At 39.0% G+C, this 21,579-nt stretch carries 13 protein-coding genes; 8 read left to right on the forward strand and 5 right to left on the reverse strand.

Features of this window, described 5'->3' with window-relative positions; translation table 11 throughout:
- Window positions 1-183 precede the first annotated feature (183 nt).
- Window positions 184-1,386: a tryptophan synthase subunit beta gene (gene trpB / locus CPS_RS08655; protein ID WP_011042778.1), complete on the forward strand. Its 1,203-nt coding sequence runs from the start codon at window positions 184-186 to the stop codon at window positions 1,384-1,386.
- Between the two features lie 53 nt (window positions 1,387-1,439).
- On the opposite strand, the gene CPS_RS08660 is transcribed toward trpB, so the two are convergent.
- Window positions 1,440-1,826, reverse strand: a complete 387-nt coding sequence (locus CPS_RS08660; RefSeq protein WP_011042779.1) for a Cd(II)/Pb(II)-responsive transcriptional regulator — start codon at window positions 1,824-1,826, stop codon at window positions 1,440-1,442.
- 77 nt (window positions 1,827-1,903) lie between these two features.
- Here CPS_RS08660 and CPS_RS08665 point away from each other — a divergent pair, with 77 nt between their 5' ends.
- The 4 genes from CPS_RS08665 to CPS_RS08680 all read left to right on the forward strand — a co-directional run bounded on the left by CPS_RS08665 (window position 1,904) and on the right by CPS_RS08680 (window position 8,224).
- Complete coding sequence (locus tag CPS_RS08665; protein ID WP_011042780.1) at window positions 1,904-2,527, forward strand: cation transporter; 624 nt, start codon at window positions 1,904-1,906, stop codon at window positions 2,525-2,527.
- Window positions 2,528-2,735: 208 nt separating this feature from the next.
- The gene (locus CPS_RS08670; RefSeq protein ID WP_011042781.1) at window positions 2,736-4,070 is read left to right on the forward strand and encodes a TolC family protein; all 1,335 of its coding nucleotides are present in this window, start codon (window positions 2,736-2,738) and stop codon (window positions 4,068-4,070) included.
- Window positions 4,071-4,080: 10 nt separating this feature from the next.
- Window positions 4,081-5,097 carry an efflux RND transporter periplasmic adaptor subunit gene (locus CPS_RS08675; protein WP_011042782.1) on the forward strand — a complete coding sequence of 339 codons (1,017 nt, stop codon included), beginning with the start codon at window positions 4,081-4,083 and terminating at the stop codon, window positions 5,095-5,097.
- 10 nt (window positions 5,098-5,107) lie between these two features.
- Entirely contained in the window at window positions 5,108-8,224 is a 3,117-nt protein-coding gene (locus CPS_RS08680) for an efflux RND transporter permease subunit (RefSeq protein WP_011042783.1), read from the forward strand.
- A gap of 147 nt (window positions 8,225-8,371) precedes the next feature.
- On the opposite strand, the gene CPS_RS08685 is transcribed toward CPS_RS08680, so the two are convergent.
- On the reverse strand, window positions 8,372-9,397 hold the full coding sequence (locus CPS_RS08685) for a phospholipase A (RefSeq protein WP_138140263.1): 1,026 nt from the start codon (window positions 9,395-9,397) through the stop codon (window positions 8,372-8,374).
- Between the two features lie 350 nt (window positions 9,398-9,747).
- Here CPS_RS08685 and CPS_RS08690 point away from each other — a divergent pair, with 350 nt between their 5' ends.
- Both CPS_RS08690 and CPS_RS08695 read left to right on the forward strand, forming a co-directional pair.
- Complete coding sequence (locus CPS_RS08690) at window positions 9,748-12,864, forward strand: efflux RND transporter permease subunit (RefSeq protein WP_011042785.1); 3,117 nt, start codon at window positions 9,748-9,750, stop codon at window positions 12,862-12,864.
- 29 nt (window positions 12,865-12,893) lie between these two features.
- Window positions 12,894-14,075 carry an efflux RND transporter periplasmic adaptor subunit gene (locus CPS_RS08695; RefSeq protein WP_011042786.1) on the forward strand — a complete coding sequence of 394 codons (1,182 nt, stop codon included), beginning with the start codon at window positions 12,894-12,896 and terminating at the stop codon, window positions 14,073-14,075.
- 164 nt (window positions 14,076-14,239) lie between these two features.
- On the opposite strand, the gene CPS_RS08700 is transcribed toward CPS_RS08695, so the two are convergent.
- The 3 genes from CPS_RS08700 to CPS_RS08710 are packed head-to-tail and all read right to left on the reverse strand — an operon-like array spanning window position 14,240 to window position 17,549.
- On the reverse strand, window positions 14,240-15,673 hold the full coding sequence (locus tag CPS_RS08700; RefSeq protein WP_011042787.1) for an alkaline phosphatase: 1,434 nt from the start codon (window positions 15,671-15,673) through the stop codon (window positions 14,240-14,242).
- 33 nt (window positions 15,674-15,706) lie between these two features.
- Window positions 15,707-16,891: an endonuclease/exonuclease/phosphatase family protein gene (locus CPS_RS08705; protein ID WP_011042788.1), complete on the reverse strand. Its 1,185-nt coding sequence runs from the start codon at window positions 16,889-16,891 to the stop codon at window positions 15,707-15,709.
- 25 nt (window positions 16,892-16,916) lie between these two features.
- Window positions 16,917-17,549: a TetR/AcrR family transcriptional regulator gene (locus CPS_RS08710; protein ID WP_011042789.1), complete on the reverse strand. Its 633-nt coding sequence runs from the start codon at window positions 17,547-17,549 to the stop codon at window positions 16,917-16,919.
- A 706-nt stretch (window positions 17,550-18,255) separates the two neighbouring features.
- Here CPS_RS08710 and CPS_RS08715 point away from each other — a divergent pair.
- Window positions 18,256-21,411 carry a carboxypeptidase regulatory-like domain-containing protein gene (locus CPS_RS08715; RefSeq protein WP_011042792.1) on the forward strand — a complete coding sequence of 1,052 codons (3,156 nt, stop codon included), beginning with the start codon at window positions 18,256-18,258 and terminating at the stop codon, window positions 21,409-21,411.
- The last annotated feature ends 168 nt before the right edge of the window (window positions 21,412-21,579 follow it).

Genomic DNA, 21,579 nt, shown 5'->3' on the forward strand with positions numbered 1-21,579 from the left:
TATGTCATCCAAAATACTCTGATAAATATTATTTAAAAATTAAAAAACTTCATCCAGTTTTTTACCTAATGAAATTTTTCCCATTTATTTGATTTAGATTGGGATAATAGGCAGATTTATCCTTGCGGTATTATTTATCGCTGGTTATTATTTTTACTCTTCCCATAATCATAAAGGAATAAAATGAAAGAGAATTATTTTAAAAAGTACCCAAACAAAGACGGATTTTTTAATGAATATGGCGGTGCATTTATTCCCCCAAATTTAGAAGAAGAAATGAAAAAAATTAATGATGCTTACTTTGCTATTAGTAAGTCCCATAAATTTATTTCAGAGCTTCGTGATATTAGAAAATATTATCAAGGTCGTCCGACTCCTGTTTATCATTGCCAACGCTTATCAGAAAAATATGGTGGCCAAATTTATTTAAAAAGAGAAGATTTAAACCATACTGGTGCTCATAAGTTAAATCATTGTATGGGTGAAGCATTGCTCGCTAAACACTTAGGTAAAAAGAAACTAATTGCTGAAACGGGCGCAGGACAACATGGTGTTGCCTTGGCTACCGCAGCGGCTTATTTTGGCTTAGAGTGCGAAATACATATGGGCGAAGTTGATATAAAAAAAGAGTACCCTAATGTACTGCGCATGAAAGTATTAGGGGCAACTGTTATCCCCGTAACGCATGGTTTGAAAACTTTAAAAGAAGCGGTAGATAGTGCTTTTGAAGCGTACCTTAAAGATCCTATTTCAACCATTTATTGCATCGGTTCAGTTGTGGGTCCACATCCATTTCCAATGATAGTACGTGATTTTCAACGTGTTATTGGCATTGAAGCGCGGGAACAATTTTTAGATATGACAGGTGAGTTACCTGACAGCGTTGTTGCTTGTATTGGTGGTGGTAGTAATGCAATGGGAATATTTTCTTCTTTTTTAGAAGATGATGAGACTCAATTGTTTGGTATTGAACCTGCAGGGAAATCTTTTAAAACGGGAGAACATGCCGCCACTATGACTCTCGGTAAGCCTGGTCTCATCCATGGGTTTAAATGTTATATCTTACAGGATGAAAATGGTGAGCCAGCACCAGTGCATTCAATTGCCAGTGGACTTGATTACCCAGGCGTTGGTCCAGAGCACAGTATGTTGAAGGATATGAATAAAGTGACCTACGACAGTATTACCGATAAAGAGTGTATTGATGCATTTTATGAATTGAGTCGATTAGAAGGAATTATTCCCGCTTTAGAAAGTGCCCATGCGGTTGCTTACGCCATGAAGCTTGCACAGAAATTCCCTGAAAAATCTGTACTCGTTAATCTAAGTGGTCGAGGAGATAAAGATCTCGATTACGTTGTTGATACCTTTGGTTTACCTGAATAAAGTATTAGTTATCAAAAACAGGTAATAATTTTATTGTTGCCTGTTTAGCTAATTTACTGTTTCAAATTCTTCAAAATTTCACATTCCCCAACAATATCATTTGAACAAGATTTTGCTAACGTATGCAACGTTTTCTCTAATAATGATAATTCGTTTATCGTCTCACGAACATTCTCCAATTGCTGCTTAATAAGTAGGTCTACTTCACTGCACGAGGATGAGGTGTCTGTTTGTACTTGTATTAAAATTTTTATTTTCTCAAGAGGAATTTGTAGCTCTCGACATCGGCGAATAAAAATCAAATTATCGACATCGCTAGAACGGTACTCTCGATAGCCATTGCTATTTCGCGATGCTTTAGGCAGTAAACCAACGTCTTCATAATATCGAATGGTTTTGCTGAGCACATTGGTTAATTTAGATAGCTGATTTATTTTCATTACGCTTGACCTTACTCCAACAGTAAGGTTTATCATGACGTAATTAAATACCTTATTCAAGAATAAAGAAGCTTATTATGTCGAGTTGTTGTGCTGCAGAAGCAAAGAATGCCAGTGAAAGAAAACTACTCTGGATTGTACTCATCCTTAATTTTAGTATGTTTGTTATCGAATTTATTGCCGGCTGGTTAGCCAATTCTAGTGGATTGCTTGCAGATTCTTTAGATATGCTTGCCGATGCTGCAGTGTACTCACTTAGCCTTTATGCGGTTGGTAAAAGTTTGTTGTATAAAGGTCGTGCGGCTTTGGCAAATGGCTATTTGCAGTTATCGCTTGGTTTACTCGTATTAGTCGATGTCGCCAGACGCATCTGGCTTGGCAGTGAGCCTCAATCTGAGTTGATGCTTTCGATTGGTTTCATGGCCTTAATTGTTAACATGATTTGTTTTGTCCTCTTATACCAGTTCAGACAAGGTGATGTGAACCTTAAAGCAAGCTGGATTTGCTCACGTAACGATATGTTGGCCAATATAGGGATAATAATCTCAGCCGTTTTAGTCGGTCAATTCGATGCAGCATGGCCTGATTGGGTAATAGGCAGTGTCATTGCTGGTATCGTCATTCATTCTAGTCTCGCTATTATTAATGAAGCGAAAGTATCAATTCAAAGCGATGCAGTAGCTGATAAAAACCGTACTTAATGAGTGCATTACCCAAGAATTTTCAGCCATATTTTTATCGTTATCAAGTCGGTCTAACCGGTTTAGTTTAGGACTTCGTCCGCCAAAAACGTACGTTATAACCTTTTAAAACTCCGTAGGTAGTTGACAAAATACCTTCAATATCATTATCAAAAAATAGGAAATACAGATGCATTATTTTAGTAATGTGCCTCATAAGACAGTAAACATGTCGTGGTTATCTTCAGCGAAGGTATTTTACCTTCAATTATTTATTCTGCTTTGTTGGGCATTTAGTCCTTTGGTGCACAGTAAAAATGAAGTAAAAACACCTGAACAGCAACACTTAACATTGTCTTCGGCGATCAAACGAACGCTTAAAGATAACCCTTCACTTAAGGTATTTAAATTTCGTCAGAACGCTCTTGAGGGCCAATTACAAATTCAGGGTTTAAGTCCGGCTTATGAAGTCGGTTTTGAAATGGAAAATTTCGCCGGTACGGATGATGTAGGTGTCTTCAAAAGTACAGAATTCACTCTTTCACTTTCTTCAATTTTAGAATTAGGGGATAAAAGAAAAGCGCGTGCCGATGTGATTAATAGCCGTAGCTCACAAATTGCGGCGATGCGTAAAATTGAAGCGCTAAATGTGCTAGGTGAAGTGACTCGTCGGTACATTGACATCATTGCGGCACAAGAGCGTTTGTTATTAGCTAAAGAGGCGACATTACTCGCTGAGGAGACGTTAACCGAAGTTGAAAAACGCTCAAAAGCGGGAGTAGCACCTAAAGCAGAGATAAAACGAGCACTAGCCGCAGTAGGCAATGCCAGACTTACCACCTCATCTGAGCAACAACAGCTGGACTACGCAAGAGTTGCGCTCGCTATGATGTGGAATGAAACGACACCATCATTTACGGGTGTTGAAGGACGCTTATATCAGTTTTCAACGGATATTGAATTTAAAGAGTTACTGGAAAAAGTTAAACAAAACCCTGAAATTTTAATTTATGCCACTGAAGAACGATTAAAAGAAGCTCAGTTAAGATTAGCCCGTACAGAGTCCAGTGCAGATATAAAATGGTCGGTCGGTATCAAACAAATACAAGCGCTAAATGATACTGCACTAACCGCCGGTTTTAGCATGCCGTTATTTTCTTCAAAACGAAATGTCGGTGCCATTAGTTCAGCACAAGCAGCACGTGACGAAGTAGTTGTTAAAAGGAAAGCGACCATGCTGGCTTTACATCATCAGCTATATCGAGCTTATGCGAACAGGAAACAGGCTATTTTTACTGCGAAAAATTTAAAAGAGAGCATCATACCTACATTAACAGAAGCGTTAAATGAGACCCAGGTAGCATACCAACGTGGCCGTTACAGTTATTTGGATTATTTAAGTGCAAGGCAGGAATTGCTCTTTGCTCGTCGCGCCATGATTGAATCAGCAGCAGCCGCTTTACGTTATGGCACACAAATAGAACAACTTATCGCTGAGCCATTGTCTGCGACACAGAGCAATCATGCGCAACCAAATAACTTCATCAATCAAAAAGCATTTTAAGGTATTTTCCATGGCAACTTTTCAAAGAGAAACTAGTCACCAACTAAAAGGTCACAAAAAAGTGATTAAAAATAGAGTCAATCCCAGTGTTTTATTCTTATTAGTAACGGCGTTAGCCAGCATAGCCATCAGCAACAATGCAATGTCAGCAGATACGCATGGTCATAAAGATGAGCACACGGATGAGCATAAAAGCGAACACAAAGATGAACATGGTGAAGAAGAAGGGCATATTGAAATTACAAAAGTTAATGCGCAAAAAGCAGGTATCATCAACGCTACAGCAGGTACAGGGCAAATAAAACAAACGACCACTGTCTATGGTAAAGCGGTGATTGACTCAAGTGCAATAAGTCAGGTGCGCGCACGTTTTCCTGGGCTGATCACTAAATTAACCGTTAACGTTGGCGATAATGTTACGACGGGTGAAAACATTGCTCAAGTAGAATCAAGCGATAGTTTAACGCGTTATAACATTACCGCGCCTATTTCAGGTGTGATAACCAAACGTCACGCTAACCCCGGCGACTTGACCAATCAACAACCGCTATTAACTGTCGAAAACTATAAGCAGTTATGGGTTCAGTACAAGATATTCCCAAGTCAACGACAAGCAATTCACACCGGTCAACAAGTCACTATTTCATCAACAGCTGCCACAACTCAATCGAGCATCATGCATTTAATGGCCAATAAAAATCAGCCATTTATCATCGCAAGAGTGCCATTAGATAATAGCAAAGGTTCATGGGCTCCAGGACAATTGTTAACGGGCAGTGTAGTAACTCATCAAGTGGATGTTAACTTAGTTATCGATAATCGTGCCTTTCAATCCGTTGAAGGAAAAAACATTATTTTTGTAACAAATAAAGGGGGATATGAAACGCGTGAACTAACACTTGGCCAAACTGATGGACAATTTAGTCAAGTTATCTCAGGTTTAAAAGCGGGTGAGCAATATGCGCTGATCAATAGCTACTTGCTAAAAGCCGATTTAGGTAAAGCTGGCGCAGCGCACGCTCACTAAGGAGATAAACATGATTGAATCAATATTACGTTTCTCCATCGCGCGTCGTTGGCTGATGATGACCATGATATTTGTACTCATCGGTCTTGGTTATTGGAGTTATCAAAAACTTCCCATAGACGCAGTGCCTGACATTACTAATGTGCAAGTGCAAATTAATACCCGTGCGCCAGGTTATTCACCACTTGAAACGGAGCAGCGCATTACTTTTCCGGTCGAAACGGCGCTTACTGGTATTCCTAATTTGTCATACACGCGCTCCATCTCACGTTATGGATTATCGCAGGTCACGGTGGTTTTTAGTGAAGATACCGATTTATATTTTGCCCGTAATTTGATTAACGAAAAGTTAAGCGCCATTAAAAATAAAATTCCCGCAGGTCTAGAGCCTGAAATGGGGCCGATATCAACGGGATTGGGAGAAATTTTCATGTATAGCGTGGTGGCATCACCACAGGCAGTAAAAGCAGACGGTTTATCCTATGACGCAACGGCTTTGCGGGAAATTCAAGATTGGATTATTAAACCTCAACTTGCATTGGTGCCCGGCGTTACAGAAATAAATACGATAGGAGGGTATGACAAACAATACCATATCACGCCATTGCCTAAAAAAATGCTCGAATTTTCAATCTCCTTTAACGATATCAATGTTGCCTTAAGTAATAATAATAGCAATCGAGGGGCAGGTTACATAGAACAAAATGGTCAGCAACTTACGGTTAGATCGCCGGGTCAACTCGCCAATATCAACGATATAGAACAAGTGATTGTTAAAGTCATTGATGATACACCAGTGCAAATATCAGATATTGCCCAAGTTGCTATCGGTAAATCACTTCGCACGGGTGCTGCAACATCTGCTGGTAAAGAAATAGTACTCGGCAGTGCCATGATGTTGGTGGGTGAGAACTCTCGGGTAGTTGCCTTAGCGGTAGCTAAAAAGCTTGAGAAAATAAAATTGTCACTACCAAAAGGCGTTATCGTTGAGTCGGTATATGACCGAACAACACTGGTTGATAAAGCCATGTACACAGTACAAAAAAACTTAGTTGAAGGGGCTTTACTGGTCATCATTGTGCTCTTTCTTTTACTAGGCAATGTTCGAGCAGCATTAATTACTGCAGCAGTAATTCCCTTAGCTATGTTAGCAACGATCACTGGTATGGTGAAAACAGGTGTTTCAGCCAACTTAATGAGTCTTGGCGCACTTGATTTTGGTTTAATTGTTGATGGTGCAGTGATCATTGTTGAAAACTCCATTAGACGGTTAAGCGATGCGCAAAAACTCCAAGGCGGTATTCTTTCTCGAAAAGATCGGTTACATGTCGTTTATTCGGCAACGAATGAAGTGATCAGACCAAGCTTATTTGGCGTCTTCATTATTACCATTGTTTATATTCCGTTATTTAGTTTAACGGGTGTTGAAGGGAAGATGTTCCACCCTATGGCGGCAACTGTAGTGATGGCATTGATAGCCGCACTTGTTTTATCTTTAACCCTTGTGCCTGCTGCCGTTGCTTTATTTATGAAGGGTAAAATTAGTGAGAAAGAAAGCCCAGTGATCAGTGCCGCTAAAAGTGTGTACAAGCCACTTCTTATTGGTGCAATGAAGCTACGTTGGATAATTTTACTGGCGTGTGCTGCTTTGGTCGCTTTTTCAATTTGGTTAGCGACCACACTGGGCTCTGAATTCATTCCGCAGCTCAATGAGGAAGACTTACTGTTGCAAGCAATCCGCATTCCAGGTACGAGTTTGAGCCAATCGATTGAAATGCAAAAAGCACTGGAATTAAAAATACAGCAATACCCTCAAGTCAAAAATGTATTCTCTAGAATTGGTACGCCAGAAGTAGCTAATGATCCTATGCCACCTAATATTGCTGATACTTATGTAATGCTAATACCTCGGAGCCAATGGCCTGATCCGAAGTTAAGTCATGGTGAATTGGCTGCACAAATTGTTGTGTCAGTTTCTGGCCAACCGGGAAACAATTTTGAGCTAACCCAGCCCATTGAAATGCGTTTTAATGAACTGATTTCTGGCGTTAGGGCAGATCTTGGCATCAAAGTTATTGGTGATGATCTAAACCAGCTACTTAAATCAGCGAATGCCATTCGAGAAGTGATAGAAAAAATTGAAGGCGCTAGCGATATTCAAGTTGAGCAGGTAACGGGATTGCCAATGTTATCGATACACCCAAAAAGGGTTGAACTTGCGCGCTATGGTCTTAATGTCTCACAACTGCAATATGCTTTATCTACAGCTATTGGTGGCGAGAAAGCAGGGGTGATTTATGAGGGGGACCGCCGTTTTGATATCGTGGTAAGACTGCCAGAGCAAGTTAGACAAAATGTTAATCGGTTAAGCGAGTTGCCAATTGCTCTGCCTAATGGGAATTATGTTCCATTGTCTGAAGTGGCTATATTGGAGCTAGCGCCTGCACCTAATCAAATTAGTCGAGAAAATGGTAAACGACGTATCGTGGTAACCGCCAATGTACGTGGTACTGATTTAGGCTCGTTTGTTAAAAATGCCAAGCAACAAATCCAAGATAATGTTGAGATACCTGCTGGTTATTGGCTTGAGTACGGTGGCGCTTTTGAACAGTTAGAATCGGCAAGTAAACGCTTAACCATTGTTGTTCCGCTCACCTTAGCATTGATTTTAGGGCTGTTAATCATGGCATTTGGCAATCTAAAAGATGCTTTGATTATATTTACAGGTGTCCCATTAGCGCTTACTGGGGGTGTTCTTGCTTTGTGGTTTCGTGGTATGCCCTTATCTATTTCAGCAGGTGTAGGTTTCATTGCGCTTTCTGGTGTGGCCGTGCTCAATGGTTTAGTCATGCTCTCCTTTATTCGTGATTTATGTAAAGAACGCGGAGAACTTATGTCTAGAATTATTGATGGCGCTATGATCAGATTAAGACCTGTTTTGATGACGGCTTTAGTCGCTGGACTAGGTTTTGTTCCTATGGCGCTTAATATAGGTACGGGTGCAGAAGTACAGCGACCATTAGCCACCGTAGTGATTGGTGGAATTATCTCGTCTACTTTGCTTACTTTATTTGTATTGCCAATACTTTATCGGATTGCGCATCAAAGTGACTTCAAGCGGGCTTAGTAAAAGGAGCAGTAAGCTGTTAGATAACAGCTTACTGCTCCTCTCTACGTAGGATGAATATGAATTAGCTGTTATAGAAAACAGGTAAAGAAATAAACGTTTTAGTCTAGATACAGTCATCTTGTTGTGGGGGTATAGATGATTAATTTAAAGAATATTTGTTAATGCTATGCCAATACCGAAACGTTTTTGATTAACATTGTAGTCAATCAAACTCTCACCATAGCCACTACTAAATTGAGCGTAACCTTTTAATTTTCCCCACAGTGGAAAGGTAGCACCGACTTCAACAAAGCCATTATGCGTGGCGAAATTCTCACGGCCTTTAAAAGATAATTCAAAATCTTTACTGTATTTGTATACCATGCCTAATTCAAAGTGACCCATGTAATCTAAAATATCGGGATTGTCATCCCCTTGGCCAGCCGAAGGAGAAGACTTCTCTCCTTCAGGTATGCGATACCAAGGACGAAAAGATAGGGCGAAGTTACGTTTTTCATACAGGTAGTTAATATAAACACGATTCCAACTTCTGGAAAGCAACTGTGAACGGCCATTTGATTGATGCTCGAAACCGGTAATTAAGGCTGAGTTTCCTCCCCAAGGATGATAATTTAGCGGCGTAATATAGAAGAATTCAGGTTGATAATTGGTTTCTCTAAACGGTTTAGAAATTTCATCTGCGTAAATTTGCCACCATGACTTTAAGGTAAAACCAAAAAATAATTGGTCACCTTCATTCAACCAATACCCAGTCAGCAGGGGAATCTTTAGGCTTATTTGAAACTTGGCCTCAGCATCTTTTAAATTATCGGCCCATAATGGAACGTCTTGATAAGCTTGACGATTAATTTCATCAACATAAGAAAAAGGCAAGATGTAATTCATTTTATGAGGTGTAAGCACATAAGGATCCGCAGCGGTTCTTTTTTCTTTAATTATTCTATGGGAAAGCGCACCCAGTTCAATGTCCTGGCCTTCGCCATCTTGGAGAATGATACGTGCTATCTGTTCTTCGCATTGTTTTTCTATTTGCGCTAGCGTAGCCTTTTTATTGGCACTTTTATTGGCACTTTTAATGGCAGTAAATAAACATTCTTCAAAGGCTGTTTCGTGAGGAGTTCTGTCGACGCTGTTGTCATCACTTTCAGGTGTAAAAGCTCGTGTGCTCATCGAAAGTGACAATAAAAGTAGGTAAAACCCAATTAAAAATACTGATCTCATAATAGTCGATAACTTGAACTAAAAATTTGTCTCGATTATAGCTTATTGTGTTACAAATCAATAGCGCTTCAACGTCGTAAGTTCACAAGAGTGACCCAGTAAGTCATCAAACTATTAACATTTTATTCACTTATTTCAAAGCCCCCTCTAAATATGTCTAATTATGTCAGGTAATTTCAAAGCATTTCGCTCTGGTCATTGGTCGTGTATTTATCTCGATTAACCGCAACCGTCCTTTCTTTATTACTGAGGACTTGTATCTTGATTGTTAAATAATGTAACCCAACGTTGGTATCACAATGAAACTCACCAAGAGCGCCTTAACTAGCCCAGCAGCCGTTGCTGTAGTTGTTGCCCTAACTCTGCTAGTCGGCATGCTCAGTTTATTTAAGTTACCCGTTCAGCTTTTTCCTGATATTGAACGTCCACAAATAGCGGTACAAACCTTTTGGCGATCGGCATCACCTAAAGAAATTGAATCTGAAATCATTGAACCCCAAGAGCAAGTATTGCGAGGTATCCCTGGTATAGAGTCAATGAATGCTTTTGCCAATAGAGGAAGTGCTTACATAAACTTGTCGTTTGGTGTTGGCACTAATATGGAGCAAACCTTAATTGAAGTGATAAGTCGAATGACTCGTGTGGCCAATTTGCCACGTGATGCCAGACCGCCACGAATAATGCTTGGCGGTTTTGGGGGCAATACTCCCGCGCTAACCTATTTCTTTTTACAAGCTTTACCGGGCAATACTCAAGATATTAACCAATATATCGACTTTACTAATGATGTTATTAGGCCGCGCCTTGAAGCGGTTGAAGGGGTTGCTGGCGTGCAAACCTTTATGGAGCAAAATAGGGAAGAGCTACAGATCCGATATGACCCTATTAAAGCGGCAGAATATGGTATCGAAATTCCAGAATTAATCGCTTTAGTTTCGGCAAGTGATGACATTTCAGGTGGTTTTGTCGATGTTGGCAGACGTCAATATACCTTGCGATATAGCGGTAAATACAGTGTTGATGAATTATCACAATTAATGCTTGAGTCACGTGGTGGTCGTAATATTCGTTTAAGTGATATTGCTACTGTTGAGGTGCGTCGTAACGATAGACAAGGACTGGCAGTTCAAAATGGTAATCCTGCTTTTTCAATGCGCATAGACAGAGCCAATGGCGCTAATGTATTAGAAACGCTAAATCGCGTTAAAACAGAAGTGGCATTACTTAATAATGAATTACTCGCGGATAAAAAATTAGTGATGGTGCAATCTTTTGATGCCTCGGTCTTTATTTATCGCGCCATTAATTTAGTGACTAGTAATCTATTTGTCGGAATTGTTTTATCGTTATCGGTTTTATGGTTCTTTATTCGTCGAGCCCGCGCTACGTTCATTATTGCTACCGCTATCCCGGTAAGCTTGTTAAGTACTTTTATCGTCTTGGAAATAACGGGGCGGTCGCTCAATGTTATCTCATTAGCGGGTTTAGCTTTTGCAGTAGGCATGGTGCTTGATGCCGCCATTGTGGTGTTAGAAAATATTTTACGAATGCGTGATAAAGGCTTAGATGAACATGATAGTGCGGAGCAAGGTGCAGGGCAGGTGTGGGGCGCTTTACTTGCTTCTACTGCGACAACCGTTGCTATATTTCTACCAGTATTTTTCTTAAAAGATATTGAAGGGCAACTCTTTGGTGATTTAGCGTTAACTATTGCCATTGCGGTGTCGGTGTCACTTATCGTTGCCGTAGTGCTGCTACCTGTTTTAGCAAAATATTTTCTCAAACAACAAGAAGTGAACGATCCGAATAAAAAACTGTGGCAGAGAATTACCCGTTTTGTGATGAACAGCACCAGTAGTCGAGCTAAGCGCTTGTCACTCGCTGCAAGTCTTTTAATATTACCGGTTGTCATATCTATTATTGCCATACCAAAACTTGATTATTTACCACCAGTAAAGCGCGATGCTATTGATGCGAACTTGCAATTTCCGCCCGGTGCAAATGTCAAAACTATAGAGAAGGAAATTATCCAACCAATTGTCGAGCGATTAAAACCATATATGGATGGCACTAAAGAACCAGCATTGAAAAACTATTATATTTTTGGTGGACCCTTTGGTGGCAGTTTAGGCGTTAGGGTAAAAGATCAAGACCGAGTTGATGAGCTACTTGACATTGTTCAGAATGAAATACTTATTGACCTACCCGATACACGAGCGTTTGCGAGACAAGGTAACTTGTTCGGTGGTTTTGGTGGCGGTAGACAAGTACAGGTACATCTGCAATCTAAAGATACCAAAGCACTGCAAGAAGTAGCTCGCCAAGGTATGGATTGGATAAAAGAAGCGATTGAAGGGGCGAATGTTAACGCCAACCCTGGTCTTGCTATGTCAGAGCCAGAGATTAACTTAAGCCCGAACGATCGTAATATTTTAGAGCAAGGCTGGAACCGTCGAGATGTAGGTCGCGTGGTGAGAACCTTGGGTGATGGTCTGTATGTTGGTGAGTATTTTAATGGCAGTAAACGGTTGAACATGATTTTACGTGCCGATGGCTGGGATGATCCCGATAACTTGGGAGATGTGCCTGTTGTTACAGGAAATGGCAGCGTTACACCGTTATCAAACTTAGTCGATATACAACGTACAGTTGGACCAAGCCGATTAACGCGTATTGATGGACAACGTACCATTAGTTTGAATGTTAACCCGCCTAAAGGTTGGTCGCTGGAAGAAACGATATCAGCATTAAAGTTACAGGTAGAGCCAAAGTTACGAAATATCATGCCAAATGATGGCAATATTCAATATGGTGGCAGTGCTGACCAGTTAGATAAAGCGATTAGTGTTATGGCAGAGAACTTTGCTTTTGCTTTAGTTATTCTGTTTCTATTAATGGCTGCCTTATTCAAGTCCATCAAGGATAGTTTACTGGTTGTTATTACCATTCCTTTAGCCACGGTTGGTGGTATTTTAGCGCTACAACTACTTAACCTCACTGTTTTTCAACCACTCGATTTACTGACTATGATAGGTTTTATCATTTTACTGGGATTAGTGGTTAATAACGCCATTTTATTAGTACATCAAACACGTTTAGGCCAACAAGATGGTCTTGAACGGACACAAGCTATTGAGGAAGCGTTGACCTTACGTTTACGGCCTATTTTTATGAGCACAGCAACCAGCTTTTTTGGCATGTTACCACTGTTACTTATGCCTGGCGCTGGCAGTGTTATATATCGCGGTTTAGCCGCGGTTATCGTCGGTGGTTTAGCCTTTAGTACAATATTTACCATCGTTTTACTGCCATGTTTGTTAAGACTCTCTAAGCATGATTTTTTCTTAAGTCGGAGTAAAAATCAGAGTAAACAAAGTGCAGTACAACAATTACCAAACGCTAGCGTTAACCCGTAACGACAACTCAAGAGATTAAGGAACAAATCATGAATAATTTAATGCTAACCAATGTTGTACCACCAAAAATGGCACTGTTGAGAAATAAGTCGAGCAATAAGTCGATTAAAGGAAACCTTTTCAGTTCAGCATTCATAACTTTTACGTTTATCTCAGTCATTGGTTTACTTAACTTTTGCCAAGAAGCCAATGCGGCAGAAACGCCAGAAAAGCCAGCACACTTGGTCAGTGTTGAGTCCGTTAAAAAAGAACAGGTGAACCCAAGTATTTGGTTGCCTGCCAATGTTATCAGCCGTAAAAATGCACCAATATCTGCGGAACAAACCGGACAATTGTTGTGGATTGAAGATGTTGGTAGCCAAGTTAAAAAAGGCCAGCTGTTAGCACAAATTGACGATCGCCATTTGAAGTTGCAATTGGCCGGTCAACAAGCTCAAGTGAATCAACATCAAGCTGATGTTGACTATCTCACCGGGCAAAAGGCACGTTTTCTAAAGTTGCGCGAAAAAAACAATTCAGCGTTAAGTGAACTTGAACGGGTTAATAAAGATTTAACCATTGCTATTAATGAAGTTGCTGCGTTGAATATATCAGTGGAGCAAACCTTACTTTCCTTAGAGAAAACCACTATTAGAGCGCCGTTTACTGGAAATATTAGTCAACGTTTTGCCCATGTTGGTGAGCTAATCTCTGTTGGCCGTCCGTTAGTGCAACTCATTGATACTAAGAATCTTGATATTAAAATTGCTGCGCCAATTTCAATCGCACCATTTTTACAACGAGGCAGTAAGGTGATGGTCAAATGGAATCAAACCTTGATTGAACTACCTGTACGTACATGGAGCCAAGCGGGCGATCAAGCTTCCCGTACTTTTGATGTCAGGCTAGCTGCTGATGGCATAGCGATGTTAGCAGGTACCGCTGTTACTGTCTCTTTACCTAAACAAGCACCAAGAGAAGCTATTTTAGTGCCACGTGATGCTTTGATGCTGCGAGAAAATGAAACTTATGTATTAACTATCGATGCTGATCAACAAGCACAGAAAGTTGCTGTGCTTGTTGGACAAGGTGTAAAGAGTTGGGTTTCAGTAACGGGCGCTTTATCGGTAAATGATAGTGTGGTCGTTCGTGGCGGAGAGCGTTTACAAAGCGGTGAGAAAGTACGATTTATGAAAGATAAAAATCATGAGGTCATTGCTAAAGTTAATTAACAGCCAGAATAACGGGTACATAAATAGTTATTATTCTAGCTAAATTAACAGAGGAACTATGGTTATAAAATATAAAAGTATTCACTAGTTTTGCTTACACTTTCATGTATGAGCTCAGCCGACTCGTGTGGCCACTTGTCGGCTTTTTTGTACCTACTTTGCTCCTACTTTTTACCTAGTAAAGTAAATATCTTTTTGGCAATATCAGTATTATCTATTTGCCCCTTAAATTGCTCACTTCCTTTACCAAAGGCATAGACGGGTACATCCACTGCGGTATGTGTACCCGAATGACTAATTGAACCCCAGCCAGTGTTTGTCTTTATGTCTATGATTTTTTTAATTGCTATCAAAATAGGTCCTTCAGCTTTAGGTGCCCATTTTTTTTGTTTTTGTTCTGCTGATAACTGTTGGTATATTTTTATACCCTCTTTTTTTGACTGTAATAACAACGCCATATCATCAGAAGATATCTCAAACTTTAATACCTCATTGACCTGTTGCAGAGTCAGGTTGTTGTTAGCAAAGGTTTTGGCAAACGTTTCAGGAGAAAGGGGCAGTGTTCGTAGTATCTCAGGTTGCCATAAATATTTACTGTGTATGTCTTTGTTAGACATAGCTGTTTTTCTTCCAATACTGAGGCCTCCTGTACTATGATCTGCTGTAAGTACAACTAAGGTATCTGGATTTTTAGCGACATACTCTTCTAGAAAAGCGATTGTTTTTGCAAGGTCGTCCATTTCAGCCATAGCCGCGCCAATATCTCGTCCATGTCCACCCCAATCGATTTGACTGGCTTCAACTAACATAAAGTAACCATTGGGATTTTTAAGCTGTTTTGTAGCTGCCTTTGTCATTAACGACAAACGATGTTTTTCTTTATCGTCTAGGGCCCAAGGTAAACCGCTATCGCCAAAAAGACCGAGTACCGGTTTATTTAATTTCAGTGTTGATAATTGTTTATAATCATCTATATATTGAAAACCAGCTGCTTTAAATTCGTTGACTAAATTACGGTCTTCTCGAATAAAGTATTTCCAGCCGCCACCAAAATAAACATCGGCTTTTATGCCATTGTCGATATAACTATCAGCAATAGCGTTATAGTTATTTCTGTTTTCATTATGAGAAAGATAAGAGGCAGGAGTTGCATGATTTATCTGAGAAGTAACAACGACACCTGTTTTTTTACCTTGCTGTTTGGCCCACTCTAAAACAGTCAAAAGCGACTTTTTATTAGTATCAACAGATATCGCATCATTATAAGTTTTTACACCTGTCGCTAGCGCTGTTGCAGCAGCAGCTGAATCAGTGATGTACCCAGACATTTTTGCTGGGTAGGTACTACTTGAGCCGACATAATGTTTATCAAATACACTTTGTTCAATTTCAGCTGTTGTCGGGTCATCATTGAAATAACGATAAGCAGTGGTATAAGCTGGTCCCATACCATCGCCTACGATCATGATGATATTTTTAGGGCTGCTTTGTGAATTTGGGGCTACTGAGTTATCAGATGAAATATCACTAGACTGTTCAGTGGTAGTACAAGCACCCAATGTGAGGGTGACAAAAACGGCGGAAAGTAGTTTTTTCATTATGTTGGTTCTTTGTGGTTAAATATAATGGGATTAATTCTTTGTGGTTAGTTCAAGCCAGACCAAGCGGTGATCGGATGACGCTTTTCTATCTTTTATCAACCGGTAGCTTTCGTCGGTTTCTGCAGGCCAAAAGATACCAGAATTGTTAATATTTAACCCGCTAACTGAGGGTAAGACATAATCAACTCTCATGCGCCAAAAAGCCGTATGGTACTTACCATGAGCATTTTCAGGACTATGCTTTTCGCCTGCTTGACTTTGCGGCATAGCATCTTGAATTTTATCATCGTTTAATAACGATGAAATACCGGCTTTAATCGCATTACCATCCACAGTCGTTGCGTTTAAGTCGCCAAGAATAACAAAGGATTGCTTGGCTTTAATGCCACCCTTATTACCTTTGTCATCGTAAATGTAGCTCGATTTCCCAGGGGATATATAGTCTTGCCAAAAACGTATTTCATCATGATTACGTTTACCGTTTCTATCTTCTGGACCATCAAATACCGGTGGTGTTGGATGGCTTGCCAGTATGTGAATGGTTTTACCGTTGACCTCTACGGGCACGTCCCAATGGGACTTTGATGAAAGTCTAAGCTTTTGCCAAACCTGTTGGCTGTACCAGGCTTTATTTGATTCAGGATCTATAGGCATTAATGCATTTGGCATGTCATGCCATTTAAAGTGTTGGAAAGTTCTGATTTGATCAACGTTTATTGGGTATTTTGATAAAAGAGCCATACCAAAATGACCTGGGAAGTAACCAAAACCATAACCATCGCCGGGCAATTTTCCTTTTTCACCGTTACCATCGATGTCCATACCAGAATTTACTCCGGTATTAACAGAGCCTTGGTAATAGTATGGAAAATCAATAGCCGTTTTACCGTTTTGATTTTTATTTAAATAGTGACTGATAAAGGCTTTTAAGTCCTGGTGATCATTATTTTGATTATCAAATTCATTTAATAAAATAATATCAGGGTTAACCGTTTGAATGATCTCAGCAATATTTTTTATCTGTTGATGATCACTAGCTAAAGCTTTGGTAAGTGTTTTTCCGGAGATATTGGGTGCTTCACCACGTTTATGGGCAACGTAATTTAACGCCTCCATACTAACATTGAAGGTCGCAATTTTTAATGTCGTTTCTTGTGCAATAGTCATAGTGGGGAACACCCAGGCAATTAAGGCAATGATTGAATATTTTTTCATAATAGATTTTCTTTACGTCAATGAATTAAATTAAGCCGCAACCACGTAAAATAATGTCTGACAAAAATGCGATAACTTTTTCAACATCATCATCTTCGAAATCAGCTTGATTCATTATGGTTAATATTTGGGTGTCAAAATCAGCGTAATGCTGGGTAGAAGACCAAATAAGGAAAATAAGATGAACGGGATCAACATTAACCATCTCACCGTTGTCTATCCACTGTTGAAATAACTTAGCTTTTTCTCTTACCCATTGGCGTTGGTATGTTCGAGCATAATCTTTCAGGTGTTGCGCGCCTTGGATAACTTCCATGGCATATATCTTTGATGCTTCAGGGTGTTTAAATGACATTCTTACCTTGGCGGCGATAAATTTTTCTATGGCAACTTTAGGTCCTTCGTTTTGCTCAATATCTCCAATACCTTCGTCCCACATTTGAAGTGTATTTTCTAGTACAGCATGATAAATATTCTCTTTGTTTTTGAAATAATAGAGGACATTTGCCTTGGGTAGCTCAGCTCTATCAGCAATAGACTGAACTGTTGCACCCCTATAGCCTTGCAGTACAAACTCTGTTCTGGCTGCCGATAGAATCTTAACTTGACTCTTTACTCGAATATTACCTGTTTTTTTTATTAGATTAGCACTAGTCATTCTTTAGGCTCGGTGTTCGTTAGTATTTTTATGATTGTTTTTATGTGAATTTTTACGTTTTGTATTGGTAGAAATTACACATTACTTAAATTGTTATTAGTCAATTTTCTCGTCTTTTTAGAAAAATTACTCATATTATGTTTATTAACAATATCTACAGTGAATGTAATTTATTAAACTAAAAAAGTACATCATATCGTTGTTTGATTACAATTTTATTATGAGATGGCTAAAAATTAATGTTTTATAAATATTTTTATAAAATTTTTTTATTACTTCAAATATTATCAAGTGAACTGCTTTTATTCGTTTACTTTAAGTTATTGTTTTTACTGTAACTGGATTGCTTATGATTATTTATCTGACCGTTTGGAAAGTTTTTATAACCAAATGTAATTAAACTTGTCTCTTTTCATAACAATATTTTATATAAAAAAGTTATTTATTTTATCTTCTACAAACCTACAACTGAAATAACTCGTTACTCTTTGTTTTTAAAGGGTTTGTAATTTACTTGTTGTTTTATTCTTACTGGTCTTACATCTCTATACATTTACATTCTTATCAATATGTAAATATTTGTAATGAAACTGACATAAAAGTCTGCTAATTTCAATATAAATAAAAACAGAGCAAATGGTTAACTTTTTATCATTTGTTTCCATAAGAAAAATAATTATTTAATAACATAACTTAGGAATAACAGATGAAAACTCATCGTATCTCACGCATTACTGGCGCGTTAATACTTGCGCTTGGACTCTCTACGGCGGCTATGGCTAATGTTACCACCTCTGCAATAAAAGGACGGGTTGCAGGGCCAAGTGGTAATCCTGCGGCTGGATCAATCATAACTATTGTTCACGTACCATCTGGTACTACCAAAACGGCAACAGTTAATGAAGCAGGCCTTTTCGTTGCCAAAGGCTTACGTGTAGGTGGACCTTACCGAGTTGTTGTTGATTCAAATAAATTTGAGGATACAACTGTAAAAGATATTTATTTAACATTAGGTGAAACATACCCGTTAAGTGTGGCTTTAAACTCAGAAAGCGCATTAGAAACCATTGTTGTTACTGGTCGTTCTATCAGTATGCAGTCAGGTGGTACAGGACCAGCAGCTCATTTTAATTCTGACGACTTAAAATATGCCCCGTCAATAAATCGTGATCTGAAAGATATTGTACGTATTGACCCACGTATTTATATTGATGAAAGTCGCAGCGATGCTATTCAGTGTGGTGGTGGTAACCCAAGATTTAACAGTTTAACTGTTGATGGCGTTCGTATGAATGATAGCTTTGGTTTAAATGATAATGGTTATCCGACTACACGTATTCCTTTTTCATATGATTCAATTGATCAAGTCTCGGTTGAACTCGCCCCATTTGACGTAAAGTATGGTGGTTTCACCTCTTGTAACATTAACGCGGTAACAAAATCAGGCACAAATGAAGTGCATGGCAGTGTCTTTTACGATTACAGCAATGATTCATTGAAAGGTGACAGCATTGAAGGTGAAGACCAAGACAATGGTGATTACGATGATAAGCGCTATGGTTTTAATGTTGGTTTACCGTTAATTGAAGATACGTTATTTTTATATACCTCTTATGAAAAATTAGATGGTGTGCAATTATTTGAATATTCGCCAATGACTGGAAGCGATCCTCAAGTTACACAAGCGGATATTGATCGTGTAAACCAAATATCGATAGATAAATATGGTTATAACGCGGGTGGCACTCCAGCAAGTAAAGCGGTTGATGATGAAAAAATTCTTGTTAAATTAGATTGGAATATTAATGAAGATCATCGTGCTAGTTTTGTGTACAACTACAATGATGGTTTTAAATTAGACCAATCTGATGAATGGGGTATGACGTTAGACAATCATTTTTATGAGTCAGGCGCAGAATTAAATTCATTCGTAGGCTCACTGAACTCTGATTGGACAGATAATTTCTCTACTGAAGTAAGAGTAGGCCACACAGAACTCGAAAATAGACAAGAATCCTTAGATGCGGATAGCGGTTTTGGTGAAGTGCAAATTCGTCACAATGGCACAACTATCTTTTTAGGTCCGGATGATTCACGCCAATCGAACGAAATGAACTGGGAAACAACTACATTTAAGCTTGCTGGTAGTTACTATTTAGATGAACACACCATTACTGCTGGTTATGAGTATGAAAGTTTAACTGCATTTAATTTATTTATGCAACACACCGTAGGTGAGTATCGTTTTGGTTCTATAGATGAATATGAGAATGGTTTAGCGGATCGTGTTTACTACAATAACTCTGCTGGTACTAATGTGCCAAGTGATGCTAGCCAAGAATTCACTTATGGTTTGCATACTTTCTATATTCAAGATGAATACACATTACCTGATATTGATATGACATTAACGGTAGGTTTACGTTATGACCGTTATACCAGTAGCGATAACCCGCGCTATAACGCTCAATTTGAAGAACGTTATGGTATCAGAAATGACAAAAATATGGATGGTATTGACTTAATCCAACCCCGCGTAGGTTTTAACTGGGCGGTTCAAGATAATTTAGAAGTTAGAGGTGGTTTCGGTCTTTATTCTGGCGGTAACCCTAACGTTTGGTTGTCTAACTCATATTCAAACGATGGTTTAGTGAATATTAGTGAACGTGCCAAGTATCACAAAGATAGTATTGCAATGGTTGGTGAGCAATTTGATTTGTTTAATACACCATCTTCGGACCCTCGAGGCCCAGGTTTTGGTGTACCACAAGTGATGGTAGATTCAATTCAAGATCTAGACGAACTAAGTGGTAATGCTTCTGTTAATGCGACTGACCCAAATTTTGAAATTCCATCAGAGTGGAAATATGCATTAGGTGCTACTTACACTACTGATAATGATTATATTGTTTCGGCAGATATCCTACATAACCGTAAGCAAGATTCAGCGACTATTCTTGACTATAATTTAGAATACGGCGATAAAACATTCGATGGCCGTCCTACCTATAAGGAAGTAACTCATCCTGATGGTGTTAAAAATGTGTCTAATGAATATGTATTAACGAATACTAAGAGTGATGGTAGTTCTACAATTATTTCATTAGCGTTAAGCAAAAGTTTTGATTTTGGTTTAGATGCTTCATTTGGTTATTCTTACACCAAGTCTGAAGATGCTAACCCAATGACTAGTGCGGTTGCAGGATCTAACTACGGAAACTTAGCGACAACGGATGCACTTAATCCGCCAATTACCACATCTAATTATGAGATACCGCATCGTTTCACCATGAATATTAGTTATGGTGTTGAGCTCATTGGTGGGCTTGAAACACGCTTTAGCTTATTTGGTCAAGCAAGTGAAGGGCAAGCTTATTCATTTACTTATGATGATTCAGATGGTGCTTTTGGCGACAATAACTGGAGTGGCGACCGACAGTTAGTTTATATTCCAACCGTTGATGATGCTAATGTTGTTTATGGACCTGATTTTGATAAAGCAGCATTTGACGCTTTTGTTAGCGCTGAAGGGCTTGCACGTGGTCAAACTACTGGTCGAAACGCACAAAATGCTGACTGGTATGTAAGCTTTGATATTAAAATTAACCAAGAAATCCCTGGTTTAATTGAAGGACATCGAGGCAATGCATTCTTTATCATTAAAAACGTAGGTAATATGATAAATGATGATTGGGGTGTGATGAAGCAAGGTGAGTTTGTTGGTAATCGCATGGTTGAAATGTCGGTTCAAGATGATGGTAAATACCTTTATGAGGGCTTCAATAGTGGTAATGAAGATCAAAACTTTTACAAAGATGCTTCCGTTTGGGAAATGCGCGTAGGGGTAAGTTACGACTTTTAATGACTTAATTATTAAGTGTGTTAGCTGACATGAGCTAACGCTATTTGGTCAATCAAAAGTAAAGCCATACTGAAAAGTATGGCTTTTTTTTTGCTAACAGTATGCCAGTGTATTTTATCTCATATATAACTTGACCATATGGTCAGCAATGGTATATTAATATAATAA

The sequence above is a fragment of the Colwellia psychrerythraea 34H genome, from assembly GCF_000012325.1.
GTDB lineage: Bacteria > Pseudomonadota > Gammaproteobacteria > Enterobacterales > Alteromonadaceae > Colwellia > Colwellia psychrerythraea_A.